Here is a 17,616-nt window from a genome sequence, read left to right as displayed (position 1 = left end):
TCAGACGCCGGCCGTCTCGGTCGTCGTGACCTCGCCGCCGCCCTTCAGCGCCTGGCGCAGCTTGTTGCGGTCGAGTTCCTTTTCCCAGGCCGACACGACGACGGTCGCGACGCCGTTGCCGATGATGTTGGTCAGCGCGCGGCATTCGCTCATGAAGCGATCGATGCCGAGGATCAGCACCATGCCCGACAGCGGGATCGTCGGCACGACGGCGAGCGTCGCGGCCAGCGTGATGAAGCCCGCGCCCGTGACGCCGCTCGCGCCCTTCGACGTCAGCATCGCGACCGCCAGCAGTGTGAGCTGCTGCATCCACGTCAGTTCGATGTTGGTCGCCTGCGCGATGAACAGCACGGCCATCGTCATGTAGATGTTGGTGCCGTCGAGGTTGAACGAGTAGCCGGTCGGCACGACGAGGCCAACCACCGAGCGCGAGCAGCCGGCCTTCTCCAGCTTTTCCATCAGCTGCGGCAGCGCCGCTTCCGACGAGCTCGTGCCGAGCACGATCAGCAGCTCTTCCTTGATGTACGACACGAAGCGGATGATCGAGAAGCCCGTGGCGCGCGCGATCGCGCCGAGCACGACCAGCACGAACACGACCGAGGTCAGGTAGAACGTGCCGATCAGCTTGAGCAGCGGCACCAGCGACCCGACGCCGTACTTGCCGATCGTGAACGCCATCGCGCCGAACGCGCCGATCGGCGCCAGCTTCGTGACGATGTGCACGATGCCGAACAGCACGCGCGTCAGGCCGTCGATGAAGTCGGTCACGACCTTGCCGCGCTCGCCGAGGTGCGCGAGCACGCTGCCGAACAGCAGCGCGATCAGCAGGATCTGCAGGATTTCGCCCTGCGCGAACGCATCGACCATCGTGTTCGGGATGATGTGCATCAGGAAGTCGACCGTCGACTGCCCGTGCGCCTTCGCCGCGTACGACGCGACTTCCTTGCCGTTCAGCGTCGCCGGATCGATGTTGAAGCCGACGCCCGGACGCAGGATGTGCGTGGCCGCGAGGCCGAGCAGCAGCGCGAAGGTCGACACGATCTCGAAGTACAGCAGCGCCTTGCCGCCGACGCGGCCGACCTTCTTCATGTCCTCCATGCCGGCGATGCCGGTGACGACCGTACAGAAGATGATCGGTCCGATCACCATCTTGATCAGCTTGATGAAGCCGTCGCCGAGCGGTTTCATGTCGGTGGCGAGCGCCGGGTAGAAGTGGCCGAGGATCACGCCGACGATGATGGCGAAGATCACCTGCACGTAGAGCACTTTGTAGAAGGGTTTCTTCTTCACGATGGTTCCTGCTGAAGTAGATGAGCCGGTGGAAACGGCGTCACGCGCGCGGACGAATGTCAGGGGAAGAGCCATTCGCCCGCGCGGCTGCCGTGCCGCAACAAGCGATGCCTCAGGACGTCCGGAGGGAGTGGAAGGCAGTGGTCATCGATTGTCTCCTTGGTTTAATAGTCAGGCCGGGGGGGGATGGCCGTGCTTTTCATATCGCAAGGTCGATGCCAGGTTTCCGGAACCCCTCAAGCCATTGTTTTCATTGTATTTCTCATAATGCGGCAGGCAAGGAAATCCGGGATTCCGGATTTCCGGAAAATATCCGTCCGGCGATCCGGACGGACGGATCGTTTCATCCGACGAATCAATGCTGCACGGCCTCCCCGGCCAGCACGCCCGTCTGCGCGTAGAACTCCTGCCGCGCGAAGGCTTCGCGCTCGCGCCGCGCGCGCTCGCCGCGGTCCGCGAGCGAGCCGACGACGATCCCGACGAACGCGAGCGGCACCGACACGAGCGCCGGGTTGTCGAGGAACACCGGCGCATGCGCGTGATGCAGCACGTCGACCCACACCGACTTAGACAGCACCGTGAGCGCCACCGCCGACGCAAGGCCGAGGCCGCCGCCGAGCACCGCGCCGCGCGTCGTCATCCCGCGCCAGAAAATCGACATCGCGAGCACCGGGAAATTCGCGCTGGCGGCCACCGCCGCGACGAGGCCGACCATGAACGCGACGTTCACGTGCTCGAACAGGATCGACAGCGCGATCGCGACCGCGGACAGCCCGATCGTCGCCGCGCGCGAGATGCGCATCTCCAGCCGCTCGTCGGGCTTGCCGCGCGCCCACATCTGCGCGTACAGGTCGTGCGAGATCGTGGTCGCGCCGGCGAGCGTCAGCCCGGCGACCACCGCGAGGATCGTCGCGAACGTGACGGCCGCGATGAAGCCGTAGAACCAGTTGCCGCCGACCGCCTGGGCGAGCTTCACCGCGACCATGTTCGAGCCGCCGAGCAGGTCGTGCGTCAGGTTGAAGGTGCCGTTCGCGCCGAGCCGGAAGAATTCCGGATGCTGCGCGAGCAGCACGATCGCCGAGAAGCCGATCACGAACGTGAGCAGGTAGAAGTAGCCGATGAAGCCGGTCGCGTAGAGCACCGACTTGCGCGCCTCCTTCGCGTTCGGCACCGTGAAGAAGCGCATCAGGATGTGCGGAAAGCCGGCCGTGCCGAACATCAGCGCGATGCCGAGCGACAGCGCGTTGGCCGGATCGCGGATCAGCTTGCCGGGCCCCATGATCGACAGCGCGCCCGGATGCACGGCCACCGCGCGGCGGAACATCTCGTCGACGCTGAAGCCGAATTCGCCGAGCGCGAGCAACGCGAGCAGCGTCGCGCCGCACAGCAGCAGCACGGCCTTGATCACCTGCACCCAGGTGGTCGCGGTCATCCCGCCGAAGAACACGTACACGACCATCAGCACGCCGACGATCAGCTCGGCCGTGCCGTACGACAGCCCGAACAGCAGCTGGATCAGCTTGCCCGCGCCGACCATCTGCACGACCAGGTACAGCACGACGATCGTCAGCGCGTTCGCGGACGTCAGCAGCCGGATCGGCCGCTGCGCGAAGCGGTACGCGACGACGTCGACGAACGTGAACCTGCCGAGGTTGCGCAGCGGCTCGGCGATCAGGAACATCACGAACGGCCAGCCGACCAGGAAGCCGATCGAATAAATCAGCCCGTCGAAGCCGAACATGAACACCATCCCCGACAGCCCGAGGAACGACGCGGCCGACATGTAGTCGCCCGCGATCGCGAGCCCGTTCTGCAGCCCGGTGATGCCGCCGCCGGCCGTGTAGAAGTCGCGTGTCGAGCGCGTGCGGCGCGCGGCCCAGCGCGTGAGCGCGAGCGTCGCGAACACGAACGCGAAGAACATCGCGATCGCGACCGGGTTCAATTCGACCTTGTCGGGCATCGGCCCCGCGACGGCGCTCGCGCGCGCGGCGGAGGTGAAGAAAACGAGAACGGCCAGCGCGCCGAGCGCGCGCGAGATGCGTCGCATGTCGGCCTCCGTCACGAACGTTGCAGGATCGCGTCGACGCGGCGGTCGAACGCACGGTTCGCGCGCAGCACGTAGCACGCGGTCAGGCCGATCGCGACCAGGATGATCGCGACGCCCGCGACGATCCCGACCGTGGTCGTCGCGCCGCGGTACAGCGGCGCCGCCAGCACGCGCGGCGCAAGCGCGACGAGCAGGATGAAGCCGTAGTAGGTGGCGATCATCAGCGCCGTCAGCGTGAAGCTGAAGCGGCGTCGCGCACGCACGAGCTGCTGGTAGTCACGGCGCGCCGTGACCGATTCGATGACGGAATGCTCCATGGTGTCTCCGATGTCCCCTCGTCGTTCGCGAGGCGTGTCTTATGGATGGTCGGCGCGCGTCGACTGCTCCGCCCGCGCCGCGGCGGCAATACATGAAACACGCTACACGACGCGATCCGCACGCAGCCGCGCCAGGTCGTCCGGCGACAGCCCGAGCCAGCGACCGAGCACGTCGTCCGTATCGGCGCCGAGCACCGGCGGCGCACCGCGCACCGGCAGGCGCGCGCCGTCGAAGCGATACGGCGGCGCGAGCACGTCGACGCCGCCCGCGACCGGATGCGGCTGCCGCGTGACGAGCCCCGCGCGGGTCGCGCGCTCCGACGTCAGCGCGTCGTGCAGCCCGAGCACCTCGCCGCACGGAATGCCCGCATCGGCGAGTGCCGCGAGCAGCATCGCGCGCGGCCGCCGTGCGAGTTCGCCGCGAATCTCCGGCAGCAGCGTGGCGCGGTTTTCGGAGCGGCCGAGGTTGGTCCTGTAGCGGTCGTCCGCGGCGAGATCGGGCCGCTCGATCGCATCGCAGAAACGTGCGAACTGCGTGTTGTTGCCGACCGTGATCACGAGCGGACCGTCGGCCGCATCGAACACGCCGTACGGCACGATCGACGGATGCGCGTTGCCGTAGCGCGGCGGATCCTCGCCCATCAGCAGCGCGTCGAGCCCGTAGTACGCGGTGATCATCAACCCGCAGTCGAACAGCGCCATCTCGATGCGCCTTCCGCGCCCCGTCGCGTGACGCTCGTACAGCGCGGCGAGGATCGCCTGTGCCGAATACATGCCGGTGAACAGGTCGACCGCCGCGACGCCGAATTTCAGCGGCGGCTGGCCGGCCTCGCCGTTCAGCGCCATCAGCCCCGCCTCGCCCTGCACGACGAGGTCGTAGCCGGGCCGCGCGGCCTCCGGGCCCGAACGGTCGTAGCCGGAAATCGCGCAATGCACGAGCCGCGGATTCAGTTCGGCCAGCGCGTCGTAGCCGAGGCCGAGTTTCTCCGCACCGCCGAACTTGAAGTTGTGGATCAGCACGTCGGCCTGCGCGGCCAGCTCGCGCGCGATGCGCCGCCCGTCCTCCGTCTGCAGGTCGACGCAGATCGACCGCTTGCTACGGTTCACGCTGTTGAAATACGTGGTCTCGGTCTCGCCGATCCGCAGCCCCCAGTCGCGCGTGTCGTCGCCGCGCACCGGATGCTCGACCTTGATCACGTCCGCGCCGAAATCGGCGAGCACCATCGCGCTCCACGGGCCCGCGAGCACGCGCGAGAAATCAAGCACCTTCACGCCGGCCAGCGGCAATGCGCGCGGATCGTTCGTCATCCTTGTCTCCTCCATTCGCGTCGCATGCCTTTATTGTTTCGACAGCGCGATGTAGCGCGCGAGATGATGATCCTCGTCGCCGAGCTGGTGATCGATCATCACGAGCCGCTTCGCGTAATGCGACAGCGGCAGCTCCCACGTCATCCCGATCCCGCCGTGCAGCTGGATGCTTTCCTCGGCGACGAGCGTGCCGATCCGGCCGATGCTGTATTTCGCCGCCGCGAGCGCGCGCTCGCGCACCGCGCGTGGCGCATCGAGCTGCGCGGCCGCGTTGATCACCGCCGAGCGCGCCTGCTCGACTTCGAGCAGCAGGTCGGCCATCCGGTGCTGCAGCGCCTGGAAGCTGCCGATCGGCAGCCCGAACTGCTTGCGCGTGCGTAGGTATTCGAGCGTGGCTTCCTTCGCGACGTCCATCGCGCCGAGCGCCTCCGCCGACAACGCCAGCAGCCCGTAGCCGAGCACGCGTTCGAGCAGCGCGGCGCCGGCATCGCCGTCCAGAGCATCCGGCGCGCCGAGCGCGGCATCGGCCGGCAACACGACGCGCTCGAAACGCACTTCGGCCGCGCGGCCGCCGTCGATCTTCCTGTAGTCGCGCAGCGACACGCCCGGCGCGTCGGCCGGCACGACGAACAGGCCGATGCCGGCCGCATCGTCGTCATGACCGGACACGCGCGCGCTGACGACGAAGAACGCCGCCTGCGCGGCCTGGTCGACGACGCCCTTCGCGCCCGTCAGCACCCAGCCGTCGCCGTCGCGCTCGGCGCGCGTGCGCACGGTCGTCAGTTCGTAGTGCGAGCCCGGCTCGTCGTGCGCGAACGCGGCGCTCGCGCGGCCGTCGATCAGCGCGGCAAGCCGTTCGCGATGCGCGTCGCCGCCGGCAAGCGACAGCGCGCGGCCCGCGAGCAGCGCGCCGAGGAACGGCTCGACGACGAGCCCGCGCCCGAGGCATTCGAACACCACGGCGATGTCGAAACCCGCGCCGCCGAAGCCGCCGTCGGCTTCGGGAAACAGCGCGCCGACCGCGCCGAGTTCGGCGAAGCGCCACCACATCGCGCGATCGAATCCGTCGGTCGACTGCGCGATGCGGTCGCGCACCGGGAACGCGTACTGTTCGGCGATGAAGCGGTTCAACGTGTCCGCCAGCATCCGGCGGTCTTCTGTGTGCTGGAAATCCATCGTCGCGTCCCTCGTTACAGCCCGAGCATCATCTTCGCGATGATGTTCTTCTGGATCTCGTTCGAGCCGCCGAAGATCGACAGCTTGCGGTTGTTGAAGTACTGCTGCGCGGCGCTCGCGGCCCCGTCCGGGCCGACCGGCTCGCCGTCGTGATCGGCGTCGAGCGCCTCCTCGACGAACGGCTGCGCGTACGGCCCCATCGCGCGGCGCATCAGCGCGGTGATCTCCTGGCGGATCTGCGTGCCGCGAATCTTCAGCATCGAGCTTTCCGCGCCCGGCACGCCGCCGCCCGCGACCGCGGCCAGCACGCGCAGGTTGGTCGTGCGCATGTTCTCGAGCTCGATCTCGACGCGGGCGACGCGCGCCGCGAAGAACGGATCGTCCGCGAGCGGCCGGCCATTCTTCGTCACCTTCGCGGCGACCGCGCGCAGCCGGTCGAGCGCGGCCGTCGAGAAGCCGATTCCGGCGATGTTGGTACGCTCGTACGTGAGCAGGTATTTCGCGTAGGTCCAGCCGCGGTTCTCTTCGCCGACCAGGTTCTCCACGGGCACGCGCACGTCGGTGAAGAACACTTCGTTCACCTCGTGCTCGCCGTCGAGCGTGATGATCGGGCGCACTTCGACACCCGGCGTGGCCATGTCGATCAGCAGGAAGCTGATGCCCTCCTGCTTGCGCACGTCGGTCGCGGTGCGCACGAGGCAGAAGATCATGTTCGCGTAGTGGCCGAGCGTGGTCCACGTCTTCTGGCCGTTCACGACGTAGTGATTGCCGTCGCGCACCGCGCTCGTCTTCACCGACGCGAGATCGGAACCGGCGCCCGGCTCCGAATAGCCCTGGCACCACCAGTCGGTGCCGTCGAGAATGCGCGGCAGCCAGTGGCGCTTCTGCGCTTCGTCGCCGTACTTGATCAGCACGGGCCCGAGCATGTTGACGCCGAACGGGACGATGCGCGGCGCGCCGGCGAGCGCGCATTCGTTGTCGAACAGGAATTTCTGCGCGACGCTCCAGCCGGGGCCGCCATACTCGCGCGGCCAGTGGCTCGCGAGCCAGCCGCGGGCATTCAGGATTGCGTGCCATTCGCGCATGTCGTCGCGCGTCAGATGCAGGCCGCTCTTCACCTTGCGCGCGGTGCGCGCGGGCAGTTCGGCGGCGAGAAAGCGCTGCACTTCGGTGCGGAACGCTTCCTCTTCGGGCGTGAAATTGAGGTCCATCGTGAGTCCGTTGCGAATGCGTGGGCGTTCAGTCGATATGGTTCAGGCTCGCGAAATCCGCGCCGCGCTCGACCAGCTCGACGATCAGCGGCGAAGGCTTCCAGAACAGCGGATCCTCCTTCGCGAACGCGCGGATGTCGGCGAGCACGTTCGCGAGGCCGACCGTGTCCGCGTAGTGCATCGGGCCGCCGCGATAGCGCGGGAAGCCGTAGCCGTACAGGAACACCGCGTCGACGTCGAGCGGGCGCAGCGCGATCTTCTCGTGCACGACGTTCGCGCCTTCGTTGATCATCGCAGCGAGGTAGCGGCGCATGATCTCGTCGTCGGTGAACGTGCGCGGCGCGATGCCCTTCTTCGCGCGCTCGTCGGCGACGATCGCCTCGACTTCCGGGTCCGGCGTGCCGACGCGCGCGCCGTCCGGATACAGGTAGTAGCCGCGCGCGGTCTTCTGCCCGAACCAGCCGCGCTCGCACAGCCGGTCGGAAATTTCCACGTAGCGGGCGCGCGGGTCGCGCGTCGCCGCGCGGCGCTTGCGGGTCGCCCAGCCGATGTCGCCGCCCGCAAGGTCGACGACCTGGAACGGCCCCATCGGAAAACCGAATTCGCGCACCGCGCGGTCGATCTGATAAGGCGATGCGCCGTCTTCCATCAGGTAATCCGCGGCGGTGCGATAGACCGCGAGGATCCGGTTGCCGATGAAGCCGTCGCACACGCCGGCGCGCACCGGCGTCTTCTTCAGCTGCCTGGCCAGCGCGAACGCGGTCGCGACGACGTCCGCGCTCACGCGCGCCGGCACGACGATCTCGAGCAGCTTCATCACGTGGGCCGGCGAGAAGAAATGCAGGCCGATCACGTCGGACGGCCGGTCGATGCTGGCGGCCAGCTCGTCGATGTCGAGATACGACGTGTTGGTCGCAAGCACCGCGCCCGGCTTGCACACGCGCGCGAGTTCGGCGAACACCGCCTTCTTCACGCCCATGTCCTCGAACACGGCCTCGATCACCACGTCGGCCTGCGCGAGCGCGTCGTACGACGTGCTGCCCTTGAAGCGCGCGAGCCGCGCCGCGTGCGCGGCCGGCGTCATCCGCCCCTTCGCGACGAGGCCGTCGTACACCTTCTCGACATGCGCGCGGCCGCGCGCGAGCGACGCTTCGTCGCGTTCGATCATCGTCACGGGCAGTCCGGCGTCGAGCGCCGCGACCGCGATGCCCGCGCCCATCGTGCCGCCGCCGACCACGCCGATCCGCTCGACCGGACGCGCGCTCGCGCGCCGCGCCTCGGGCGTCTTCGCGGCCTCGCGCTCCGCGAAGAACGCGTGCACGAGGCCCGCGCGCTGCGGGCTGTCGATGCATTGCAGGAACAGGCTGCGTTCGAGCTTCATCCCCGCGTCGAACGACTGCGTGAGCGCGGCCTCGACCGCATCGACGATCTTCGCCGGCGAGAACAGGCCGCGCGACTGCTTCGGCAGCTCGGCGCGCGCCGCGTCGATCGCGGCCTGCGCGGCCGCGCGATCGGCGAGCCCCTGCGCATCGCGCGTGCGCCGCGCCGGTGCGCCGAGCGACACGAGTTCCTGCGCATAGGCGAGACCTTCGGCGAGCGTGTCGTCGCTGTGCGCGACGCGATCGACGAGGCCGAGCGCAAGCGCTTCGTCGGCGCTGGCGTGACGCCCCGTCAGCATCAGGTCGAGCGCGGCCTTCGCGCCGATCAGGCGCGGCGTGCGCTGCGTGCCGCCCGCGCCGGGCAGCAGGCCGAGCGTGACTTCGGGCAGGCCGAGCTTCGCGCCGGGCACCGCGAGCCGGTAATGCGCGGCGAGCGCGACCTCGAGGCCGCCGCCGAGCGTCGCGCCGTGCAGCGCGACCAAGACCGGCTTCGCGCTCGACTCGATCCGCTCGCATACGTCCGGCAGCGACGGCGGCACCGGCGGCTTGCCGAACTCGCGGATGTCGGCGCCCGCGATGAAGTTGCGGCCGGCGCCGACGATCAGCACCGCGCGAATCGCGTCGTCGGCCTGCGCGGCGTCGAGCGCGTCGGCGAGACCGCGCCGCACGTCGGCGGACAGCGCGTTGACGGGCGGATGGTCGATCGTGACGACGAGCACCTTGTCGCGCCGTTCGCGCGTGACGGTGCCGGCGCCGGAAGGTTCGGGGGAAGCGGGTAAATTCATCGTGTCTCCAGTGCGGTGCGCCGCGCGGGCGAAACCGGTCGTCGGGCCGGCGAGCGGTGCCGGCTCCCGAGCCTGGTGCCGCGCGGCGGGAAACGATCCGGCGTGGTTGCCGGGCATGACTCGATTCTCGATTGATCGAGATTCATTGACAATTCCCGCGCGCCTTTACAAGCTGTCAAGTCTGACTTGACATTGAATGCTTTCGGACCGCTTCCGGCCCTTAAGCGGGCCGGATCGGGAGACACAAGGCATGGACCTGAACGCGCTGACGCTGCTCGTCGAGATCCTCGATGCGGGCAACCTGAGCAAGGCCGCGCAGCGGCTCAAGATGAGCCGCGCGAACGTCAGCTATCGGCTGAACCAGCTCGAACGCTCGATCGGCCAGCAACTCGTGCGCCGCACGACGCGCCGCATCGAGCCGACCGAGATCGGGCTGAAGCTGTACGAGCACGGCCGGCGCATCCGCAACGAACTGCTCGCCGCGCAGGAATCGGTGACGACGCTCGGCCAGGACCTGCAGGGCCGCGTGCGGCTGTCGGTGCCGAGCGGCTACGGGCAGATGGTGATGTCCGAGTGGCTGCTCGCGTTCAAGCGGCTGCATCCGGGCATCGTGCTCGACGTGGTGTTCGAGAATCGCGTGGAGGACCTGATGCGCGACGAAGTCGACATCGCGATCCGCGTGATGTCCGAGCCGCCGCAGAACCTCGTCGCGCGCGACATGGGCGCGGTGCGCTACGTCGCGTGCGCGTCGCCCGCGTTCGCGGCCGCGCACGGGATGCCCGCGAGCCTCGGCGCGCTGGCCGCCGCGCCGGTCGTCACCGCGACGGTGCTGGGGCGGCAGTTGCGGATCGCCGCGTATCTCGGCGACGAACGCCACGAGGTGCTGCTCGAACCCACGCTGATTTCGGAGAACTTCCTGTTCCTGCGCCAGGCGATCCTCGCCGGGATCGGCGTCGGCATCGTGCCCGACTACGTGATGCAGGACGACATGCGGCGCGGCACGGTCGTCACCTCGCTCGACGCGTACCGGCTCAGCATCTTCGGCACGCACATGTACATGCTCTACATGCCGAACCGGCACCACACGCGCGCGACCGCGACGTTCATAGAGTTCATCCTCGAACAGGCCGGGAAGACCGGCCGGGGCGGGCCCGACGGGATGCGTCAGGGTTTCCTGTCGGGTGACAACCCGCCGGCCGCGCGGCGACAATAGCGCGCCGCCCGTGTGGAGCGCGTGCCGCGCATACGCCGCCGCCTTCGAATTCACCGTTGCCGAGGGTTCAATGTTCGACCGGATTCGTCCGTATTCGCGTCCCTGGACGCCCGTCGCCGCGCTCGCGCTCGTCGCACTCGCTACGTTCAGCGCCGGCTGCACGTCCCCGTCCGCGCCGTCGGGCGCCGTCGTCCCGGTCGCCGCCGCGTCGGGCGCCGCGGTGCCGCTGCCCGGCGTCCACGCGCCCGAACGCTCGTCCGGCTGGACCGACAAGCCAGGCTGGACCTCGCAGCACTTCATGATCGCGGCCGCGAACCCGCTCGCGACGCAGGCCGGCTACGACATGCTGAAGGCCGGCGGCACCGCGATCGACGCGGCGATCGCGACCCAGATGGTGCTCGCGCTCGTCGAGCCGCAATCGTCGGGGCTCGGCGGCGGTGCGTTCATGCTGTATTCCGACGGCAAGACGACGCAGGCATACGACGGCCGCGAGACCGCGCCGGCCGCCGCGACCGACCGGCTGTTCTACGGTCCGACCGGCCAGCCGATGGGTTTCTACGAAGGTGTCGTCGGCGGCCGTTCGGTCGGCACGCCGGGCGTGCTGCGCATGCTCGACGCCGCGCACCGCGCGCACGGCAAGCTGCCGTGGCGCCGGCTGTTCCAGCCCGCGATCCGGCTCGCCGAGCACGGCTTCACGATCAGCCCGCGCCTGGCGATGCTGATCGCGAACGACAAGTACCTGATGAACGACCCGGCCGCGCGCGCGTACTTCTACAACAAGGACGGCACGCCGAAGGCGGCCGGCACGGTGCTGAAGAACCCCGCGCTCGCGACCGTCCTGCGCCAGGTCGCCGACCGCGGCGCGAATGCGTTCTACACCGGCGCGATCGCGCGCGACATCGTCGCGAAGGTGCGCAAGCACCCGACCAACCCGGGCCTGCTGACGCTGCAGGATCTCGCGCGCTACAAGGCGAAGGTGCGTGCGCCGCTGTGCACCGACTACCGGCGCTCGGTGGTGTGCGGGATGCCGCCGCCGTCGTCGGGCGGCCTCGCGGTCGCGCAGATGCTCGGCATCCTCGAGGCGATGCCCGACTGGCAGCAGATCGGCGCGCAGAAGCCGGTGCGGACCGAGCTCGGCTACGAGCCGACACCGTTCGCCGCGCACCTGTTCAGCGAGGCCGGGCGCCTCGCGTATGCGGACCGCGCGCGCTACGTCGCCGATCCCGATTTCGCGCCGCTGCCGGGCGGCAGCTGGGCGAGCCTCGCCGACAGGACCTATCTCGCGCAGCGCGCGCGCCTGATCGGCGACACGAGCATGGGCGTCGCGCAGGCCGGCACGCCGCAGGGCGCGACGCTCGCGCTGGCCGACGACCGCAGCCCCGAAATGCCGTCGACGTCCGACATCGCGATCGTCGACCGCTACGGCCAGGCGCTGTCGATGACGACCAGCGTCGAGGACGCGTTCGGTTCGCGGCTGATGGTGCGCGGCTTCATGCTGAACAACCAGCTCACCGATTTCTCGTTCGTGGCGAGCGAGAACGGCCGGCCCGTCGCGAACCGCGTGCAGCCGGGCAAGCGGCCGCGCTCGTCGATGGCGCCGGAACTCGTGTTCGACAAGAAGACGAAACAGGTGACGATGATCGTCGGCTCGGCCGGCGGCCCTGCGATCATCAACCACGTCGCGAAGACGCTGATCGGCGTGATGGACTGGGGGATGACGATGCAGCAGGCAATCGCGCTGCCGAACGTCGGGTCGATGAACGGGCCGACGCAGCTCGAGCGCGGCCGCGTGTCCGACGCGCTCGTCGACGGCCTGAAGGGACGCGGGCACGACGTGCAGGTCGTCGAGATGAATTCCGGTCTGCAGGGGATCCAGCGGCTGAACGTGCAGGGGCAGACGGTGTGGTTCGGCGGGGCCGACCCGCGGCGGGAAGGGATCGCGATGGGGGATTGAAGGCGGCCGGCAGAGGCGGCGCGCATGCGCCGCCTGCTGCGTGTCATCCGCGCCCTTTCCACGGCACGATCCGCCGCTCGACCCAGCGCATCGCGAGATCGAACAGCCACGCGATCGCGCCGATGATCAGGATGCCCATCACGACGATATCGGTGCGCAGGAAGCTCGACGCATTGAGCACCATCTGCCCGAGCCCAGCTGTCGCGGCGACCATCTCGGCCGCGACGAGCGTCGTCCAGCCGAACCCGATCGCGATCCGCAGGCCGGTGAGGATTTCCGGCAGCGCGGCCGGCAGCACGACGTGGCGCACGATCTGCGCGAAGCTGCCGCCGAGCGAATAGGCGGCGTTGACCTGCTCGACCGTCGCCGCGCGCACGCCCGCACGTGCGGCCATTGCGATCGGCGCGAAGCACGCGAGGAAGATCACGACCAGCTTCGCCGTCTCGTCGATGCCGAACCAGATCACGACGAGCGGCAGGTACGCCAGCGGCGGCAGCGGCCGGTAGAACTCCAGCAGCGGATCCAGCACGCCGCGCGCGACACGGCTCACGCCCATCAGGACGCCGGCCGGCACGCCGATCGCGGTGGCGAGCAGGAATGCGCCGAACACGCGCGCGGCACTCCACAGCAGATGCTCGGACAGCGGCAGGCCGCCCTGGATGCGGCCGTGCCACGCATCGACGAATGCCGCCCACACCGCTTCCGGCGCGGGCAGGAACAGCGGCGGCAACCACTGCCAATGCGTCGCGCTCCACCACAGCACGGCCAGCGCCGCGACCGTCGCCGCGCTGAGCCCCGCGGTTTTGCCCTGGCCCGGCAAGCGGTAGCGGCGCGACGGCCGCGCCGCCTTGCGCCGCGTCGTGCGCTCGTCCTGCTCGACCCTCCCGGCCGCTCGGTCGGCCGCCCAGGAATCCTGCGTGCTCATGTCGTCCTGCCTGTGCAAAGTACTGATCCGGCCGCGCCCGACGGACGCGCCCTGCCGCGCGAATTCGTGCATCACGTGACCTCCGCGACCGCCTCGTCGCGATGCAGATACGCGATCAGCCGCTCGCGCCATGCGATGAATTCCGGCGACGACTTCACCGCGCGCGCATCGCGCGATTCGACGTAGCGCCGCGCGAACGGCAGCTCGAAGGTTTCCGCGATGCGGCCGGGGCCGGGCGTCATCACGACGAGACGCGTCGCGAGGAACAGCGCCTCCTCGACGTCGTGCGTGATGAAGAACACCGTCTTGCCCGTGCGCGCCCACACGTCGAGGACGAGCGCCTGCATCGTGCCGCGCGTCATCGCGTCGAGCGCGCCCATCGGCTCGTCCATCAGCAGCACGCGCGGATCGCTCGCGAGCGCACGCGCGATGCCGACGCGCTGCTGCATCCCGCCCGACAGTTCGTACACGCGCGCATGCGCATGCTTGTCGAGCCCGACGAGCGCGAGCATCTCCCGCGCGCGCGCTTCGCGCTCCGCCTTCGACACGCGTGCGAAGCGCAGCCCGAGCGCGACGTTCTCGAGCACGTCGAGCCAAGGCAGCAACGCATATTTCTGGAACACGACGCCGCGGTCGGCGCCCGGGCCCGCGACCGGCACGCCGTCGACGCGCACGTCGCCCGTCGTCGGCGCGACGAAGCCGGCCATGCAGTTCAGCAGCGTCGTCTTCCCGCACCCGGACGCGCCGAGCGCGACGACGAATTCACCGGAATCGATGCGCAGGTCGACGCGCGCGAGCGCCTGCGTCGTCGGCCGACCGCGTTCGCCCGGATAGGCGACCGATACCTGACGGACTTCCAGCGTGCTCATGATCGAGGGCTCCGCGATGAGTGGCCTGAGTCGCCTGACGCGCCGCGTTCAGCGTGCGGCCTTCTGCACGAACTGCGGATCGACGCCGACCGAATAGTCGGCGAGCACCGTCTGGATCGTGCCCTGCGATTTCAGGAACGCGGCGGTGGCCGCGAGCGACTTCGCGGCGCCGGACTGCGCACCGCCGCCGAGCCACGTCGGCGACGCCTGCTCGGCCGGCGTCGGGAACGCGTAGAGCGCGAGGCTCGCGGGCACGTCCTGCACGTCCGCGCCCGACACCTTCGCGACCGCCGCGACCTGCGGCGAACCAGCCTTCCAGGCGGCCGCATGCGCGCGGTAGTCGGCATCGGCGGACGCAAGCACCTTCACGAAGCGCGCGACGAACTCGGGGTTCTCGCGCGCGAACTTGCGGCTCACGACGAAGCCGTCGAAGGTTGCCTTGCCGCTTTGCTTCGCGACCTGGCCCGACGTCGTCAGCACGGTGCCCGACTGCTTGACCTTCGCGAGCACCGGATCCCAGATGTAGGTCGCGTCGATGTCGCCGCGCGTCCACGCGGCCGCGACCTCGGGCGGACGCAGGTTGACGATCTTCACGTCGTTCGGATTCACGCCGGCGGCCTGCAGCGCGACGAGCGTATGGAAATGCGACGTCGACACGAACGGCACGCCGATCTTCCTGCCCTTCAGCGCGGCGACGCTGGTCACGCCCGAGCCGTTGCGCGCGACGAGCGCCTCGGCGTCGTTGATGTTGTCGAGCACCCAGAACAGCGAGATGTCGAGCCCCTGCGACAGGCCGGCCGCGATCGGGCTCGACCCGGCCTCGCCGAGCTGCACGGAGCCCGACGCGAGCGCACGGATCACGTCGGCGCCGCTGTCGAGCTTGCGGAACGTGACCTTGTAGCCGGTCGCCTTTTCGACTTCACCGCTCGCCTGCGCGTAGCGCCACGGCACGACCATATCCTGGTACGCGATCACGACTTCGCGCGATTCGGCGTGCGCCGCGCCCAGCGCGGCAAAGGCGGTCAGCGCGACGGCGGCGCGGCGGACGAAGCTGAAACGGGACATGCGGCTCTCCTTCGAATGCGGACATTGCTGCGGGAGAGCCGACTTTACGAGCTTTGCGCGCGGCGGGAGCGAACTTATCCTGCGAAGCTATCGATGCCGTTTCAGCTTTGCTTTCCACGTTCGACCGGATCGCGCGTCCGGTCGGATGGCGATTGTCGTGCGAACGCGCGGGCGGCGGCCGCACCAACGAAAAAGCCCGCATCGCTGCGGGCTTCTTCAACTGCATGAGATGTGAGGCTGTTGCGCGAACGCGGCGCTCAGACCACCCCGGCCCCGTGCGCCTGCAGATCGGCGTGATAGCTCGACCGCACCATCGCGCCGACGGCCGCGTGCGTGAAGCCCATCTTGTACGCCTCTTCCTCGTACATCTTGAACGTGTCCGGATGCACGTACGCACGCACCGGCAGATGGTGCTCGGACGGCTGCAGGTACTGGCCGATCGTCAGCATGTCGACGTCGTGCGCGCGCAGGTCGCGCATCACCTGCAGGATTTCCTCTTCGGTCTCGCCGAGGCCGACCATCAGGCCCGACTTCGTCGCGACGTCCGGATGCTGCGCCTTGAAGTCCTTCAGCAGCTTCAGCGAGTGCGCGTAGTCCGAACCCGGGCGCGCTTCCTTGTACAGGCGCGGCACCGTTTCGAGGTTGTGGTTCATCACGTCGGGCGGTGCCGCGTTGAGGATCGAGATCGCGCGGTCGAGACGGCCGCGGAAGTCCGGCGTCAGGATCTCGATGCGCGTTTCCGGCGACTGCTCGCGCACTTCGCGGATGCACTCGACGAAGTGAGCGGCGCCGCCGTCGCGCAGGTCGTCGCGGTCGACGCTCGTGATCACCACGTACTTGAGCTTCAGCGCGGCGATCGTGCGGGCCAGGTTCTTCGGTTCGTCCGCGTCGAGCGGATCGGGACGGCCGTGGCCGACGTCGCAGAACGGGCAGCGGCGCGTGCACTTGTCGCCCATGATCATGAACGTCGCGGTGCCCTTGCCGAAGCATTCGCCGATGTTCGGGCAGCTCGCTTCCTCGCACACGGTATGCAGGTTGTGCTCGCGCAGGATCGTCTTGATCTCGTTGAAGCGCGAACTGCCGGTGGCCGCCTTCACGCGGATCCATTCCGGCTTCTTCAGCTTCTCGATCGGAATGACCTTGATCGGGATGCGCGCCGTCTTCGCCTGCGCCTTCTGCTTGGCGGTCGGATCGTAGGCAGGGGTCGCGGCCGAATCGGCCGGTGCGGGGGAAGCGGTAACGTCAGTCATTCGAATGTTCCAGTGCCTGCGGCTTGTCGGCGGCCGCGGATTCGCCGTCGAGGTTGGCGATCAGGCGCCCCACCAGCGTGTGGGCGACGTCGTTCCAGTCGGCGGCAACCTCGAGGCTCGCCATGTCGACGGTTTCCAGTCCGGCATAGCCGCACGGGTTGATCGCGAGAAACGGGCGCAGATCCATCTTCACGTTCAGGCTCAGCCCGTGATAGCTGCAGCCGTTGCGGATCTTCAGGCCGAGGGCCGCGATCTTCGCGCCTTCGTGCACGCCGGATGCCACGTAGATTCCCGGCGCGCCCGCCTTGCGGACCGAAGCGAGATTATACGCCGCGAGGGTTTCGATCACGGCTTCCTCGATCTTCGTCACGAGCGTGCGCACCATCAGCTTGCGCCGGCGCAGGTCCAGCAGCAGGTAGACGACGATCTGGCCGGGGCCGTGGTAGGTGATTTGTCCGCCGCGGTCGACCTTCACGAGCGGCACGCCGCTGTCGGCCACCAGCAGGTGGGCCGGGTCGCCGGCCTGGCCGAGCGTGTAGACGGGCGGATGCTCGACGACCCAGATTTCGTCGCCGGTGTCGGCCGTGCGCGTGTCGGTGAACGCGCGCATCGCGTCGAAGCTCGTCTCGTAGGCCTCGCTGCCCCGCCAGCGCACGGTGACCGGCGCGACGGGCTGAACCGGAGACCCGGCGGGCGATTCGGAAACAGCGACAGGCGTGGACACGATGGCAACCGGCGAGACGGACATGGGCGGTAGTTTACCGAAAACCCATGCGTCTCGCCGGCTATGGAAGGGGACGGATCGCGCGTATCCGTCGGAGGAGAGG

Annotated in this window: 14 protein-coding genes; 2 read left to right on the top strand and 12 right to left on the bottom strand. The window is 69.0% G+C overall.

Annotation, left to right across the window (positions count from 1 at the left end; all coding sequences use genetic code 11):
* From WS46_RS18990 to WS46_RS18960, 7 genes are all read right to left on the bottom strand, one after another.
* The gene (locus WS46_RS18990; RefSeq protein ID WP_059526276.1) at nt 1-1,290 is read right to left on the bottom strand and encodes a dicarboxylate/amino acid:cation symporter; all 1,290 of its coding nucleotides are present in this window, start codon (nt 1,288-1,290) and stop codon (nt 1-3) included.
* 355 nt (nt 1,291-1,645) lie between these two features.
* Nucleotides 1,646-3,337, bottom strand: coding sequence for a cation/acetate symporter ActP (gene actP, locus WS46_RS18985; RefSeq protein ID WP_059524047.1), 1,692 nt, complete (start codon nt 3,335-3,337; stop codon nt 1,646-1,648).
* An 11-nt stretch (nt 3,338-3,348) separates the two neighbouring features.
* Nucleotides 3,349-3,654, bottom strand: a complete 306-nt coding sequence (locus WS46_RS18980; protein ID WP_059524028.1) for a DUF485 domain-containing protein — start codon at nt 3,652-3,654, stop codon at nt 3,349-3,351.
* 102 nt (nt 3,655-3,756) lie between these two features.
* Complete coding sequence (locus WS46_RS18975; RefSeq protein ID WP_059691429.1) at nt 3,757-4,962, bottom strand: CaiB/BaiF CoA-transferase family protein; 1,206 nt, start codon at nt 4,960-4,962, stop codon at nt 3,757-3,759.
* A gap of 30 nt (nt 4,963-4,992) precedes the next feature.
* The gene (locus WS46_RS18970) at nt 4,993-6,138 is read right to left on the bottom strand and encodes an acyl-CoA dehydrogenase family protein (RefSeq protein WP_059691428.1); all 1,146 of its coding nucleotides are present in this window, start codon (nt 6,136-6,138) and stop codon (nt 4,993-4,995) included.
* A gap of 14 nt (nt 6,139-6,152) precedes the next feature.
* Entirely contained in the window at nt 6,153-7,349 is a 1,197-nt protein-coding gene (locus WS46_RS18965; protein ID WP_059691427.1) for an acyl-CoA dehydrogenase family protein, read from the bottom strand.
* 28 nt (nt 7,350-7,377) lie between these two features.
* Nucleotides 7,378-9,513 (bottom strand): 3-hydroxyacyl-CoA dehydrogenase NAD-binding domain-containing protein, encoded by a 2,136-nt coding sequence (locus tag WS46_RS18960; protein ID WP_059691472.1) that lies wholly within the window; start codon nt 9,511-9,513, stop codon nt 7,378-7,380.
* Between the two features lie 250 nt (nt 9,514-9,763).
* Here WS46_RS18960 and WS46_RS18955 point away from each other — a divergent pair, with 250 nt between their 5' ends.
* Together WS46_RS18955 and ggt are read left to right on the top strand one after the other, a co-directional pair.
* On the top strand, nt 9,764-10,726 hold the full coding sequence (locus WS46_RS18955; protein WP_059691426.1) for a LysR family transcriptional regulator: 963 nt from the start codon (nt 9,764-9,766) through the stop codon (nt 10,724-10,726).
* A gap of 70 nt (nt 10,727-10,796) precedes the next feature.
* Nucleotides 10,797-12,680 carry a gamma-glutamyltransferase gene (gene ggt, locus WS46_RS18950; protein ID WP_059691425.1) on the top strand — a complete coding sequence of 628 codons (1,884 nt, stop codon included), beginning with the start codon at nt 10,797-10,799 and terminating at the stop codon, nt 12,678-12,680.
* Between the two features lie 43 nt (nt 12,681-12,723).
* On the opposite strand, the gene WS46_RS18945 is transcribed toward ggt, so the two are convergent.
* The 5 genes from WS46_RS18945 to lipB all read right to left on the bottom strand — a co-directional run bounded on the left by WS46_RS18945 (nt 12,724) and on the right by lipB (nt 17,537).
* Nucleotides 12,724-13,677 (bottom strand): ABC transporter permease subunit, encoded by a 954-nt coding sequence (locus WS46_RS18945; RefSeq protein ID WP_059691424.1) that lies wholly within the window; start codon nt 13,675-13,677, stop codon nt 12,724-12,726.
* Entirely contained in the window at nt 13,677-14,474 is a 798-nt protein-coding gene (locus WS46_RS18940; RefSeq protein ID WP_059691423.1) for a taurine ABC transporter ATP-binding protein, read from the bottom strand. The genes WS46_RS18945 and WS46_RS18940 overlap by 1 nt, the downstream gene beginning before the upstream one ends.
* A gap of 48 nt (nt 14,475-14,522) precedes the next feature.
* Complete coding sequence (gene tauA / locus WS46_RS18935) at nt 14,523-15,539, bottom strand: taurine ABC transporter substrate-binding protein (protein WP_059691422.1); 1,017 nt, start codon at nt 15,537-15,539, stop codon at nt 14,523-14,525.
* A 257-nt stretch (nt 15,540-15,796) separates the two neighbouring features.
* Nucleotides 15,797-16,789: a lipoyl synthase gene (gene lipA / locus WS46_RS18930; protein WP_057928546.1), complete on the bottom strand. Its 993-nt coding sequence runs from the start codon at nt 16,787-16,789 to the stop codon at nt 15,797-15,799.
* The gene (gene lipB, locus WS46_RS18925; RefSeq protein WP_057928547.1) at nt 16,782-17,537 is read right to left on the bottom strand and encodes a lipoyl(octanoyl) transferase LipB; all 756 of its coding nucleotides are present in this window, start codon (nt 17,535-17,537) and stop codon (nt 16,782-16,784) included. Before lipB ends, lipA begins: the two co-directional genes overlap by 8 nt.
* Between the last annotated feature and the right edge of the window lie 79 nt (nt 17,538-17,616).

Origin of the sequence: Burkholderia sp. RF4-BP95, from assembly GCF_001521985.1 — a bacterium.
In the GTDB taxonomy this organism is placed as follows: domain Bacteria; phylum Pseudomonadota; class Gammaproteobacteria; order Burkholderiales; family Burkholderiaceae; genus Burkholderia; species Burkholderia diffusa.
The sequence above is the reverse complement of the archived record's forward strand: the minus strand, read 5'-3'. Positions and strand labels throughout refer to the sequence as shown.

Bases quoted from the DNA above. Each gene is read 5' to 3' on its own strand.
- WS46_RS18945 (WP_059691424.1), bottom strand. From the start codon at position 13,677: ATGCACGAATTCGCGCGGCAGGGCGCGTCCGTCGGGCGCGGCCGGATC.
- WS46_RS18940 (WP_059691423.1), bottom strand. From the start codon at position 14,474: ATGAGCACGCTGGAAGTCCGTCAGGTATCGGTCGCCTATCCGGGCGAA.
- WS46_RS18965 (WP_059691427.1), bottom strand. From the start codon at position 7,349: ATGGACCTCAATTTCACGCCCGAAGAGGAAGCGTTCCGCACCGAAGTG.
- WS46_RS18980 (WP_059524028.1), bottom strand. From the start codon at position 3,654: ATGGAGCATTCCGTCATCGAATCGGTCACGGCGCGCCGTGACTACCAG.
- lipA (WP_057928546.1), bottom strand. From the start codon at position 16,789: ATGACTGACGTTACCGCTTCCCCCGCACCGGCCGATTCGGCCGCGACC.
- tauA (WP_059691422.1), bottom strand. From the start codon at position 15,539: ATGTCCCGTTTCAGCTTCGTCCGCCGCGCCGCCGTCGCGCTGACCGCC.
- WS46_RS18955 (WP_059691426.1), top strand. From the start codon at position 9,764: ATGGACCTGAACGCGCTGACGCTGCTCGTCGAGATCCTCGATGCGGGC.
- WS46_RS18960 (WP_059691472.1), bottom strand. From the start codon at position 9,513: ATGAATTTACCCGCTTCCCCCGAACCTTCCGGCGCCGGCACCGTCACG.
- ggt (WP_059691425.1), top strand. From the start codon at position 10,797: ATGTTCGACCGGATTCGTCCGTATTCGCGTCCCTGGACGCCCGTCGCC.
- actP (WP_059524047.1), bottom strand. From the start codon at position 3,337: ATGCGACGCATCTCGCGCGCGCTCGGCGCGCTGGCCGTTCTCGTTTTC.
- WS46_RS18970 (WP_059691428.1), bottom strand. From the start codon at position 6,138: ATGGATTTCCAGCACACAGAAGACCGCCGGATGCTGGCGGACACGTTG.
- lipB (WP_057928547.1), bottom strand. From the start codon at position 17,537: ATGTCCGTCTCGCCGGTTGCCATCGTGTCCACGCCTGTCGCTGTTTCC.
- WS46_RS18975 (WP_059691429.1), bottom strand. From the start codon at position 4,962: ATGACGAACGATCCGCGCGCATTGCCGCTGGCCGGCGTGAAGGTGCTT.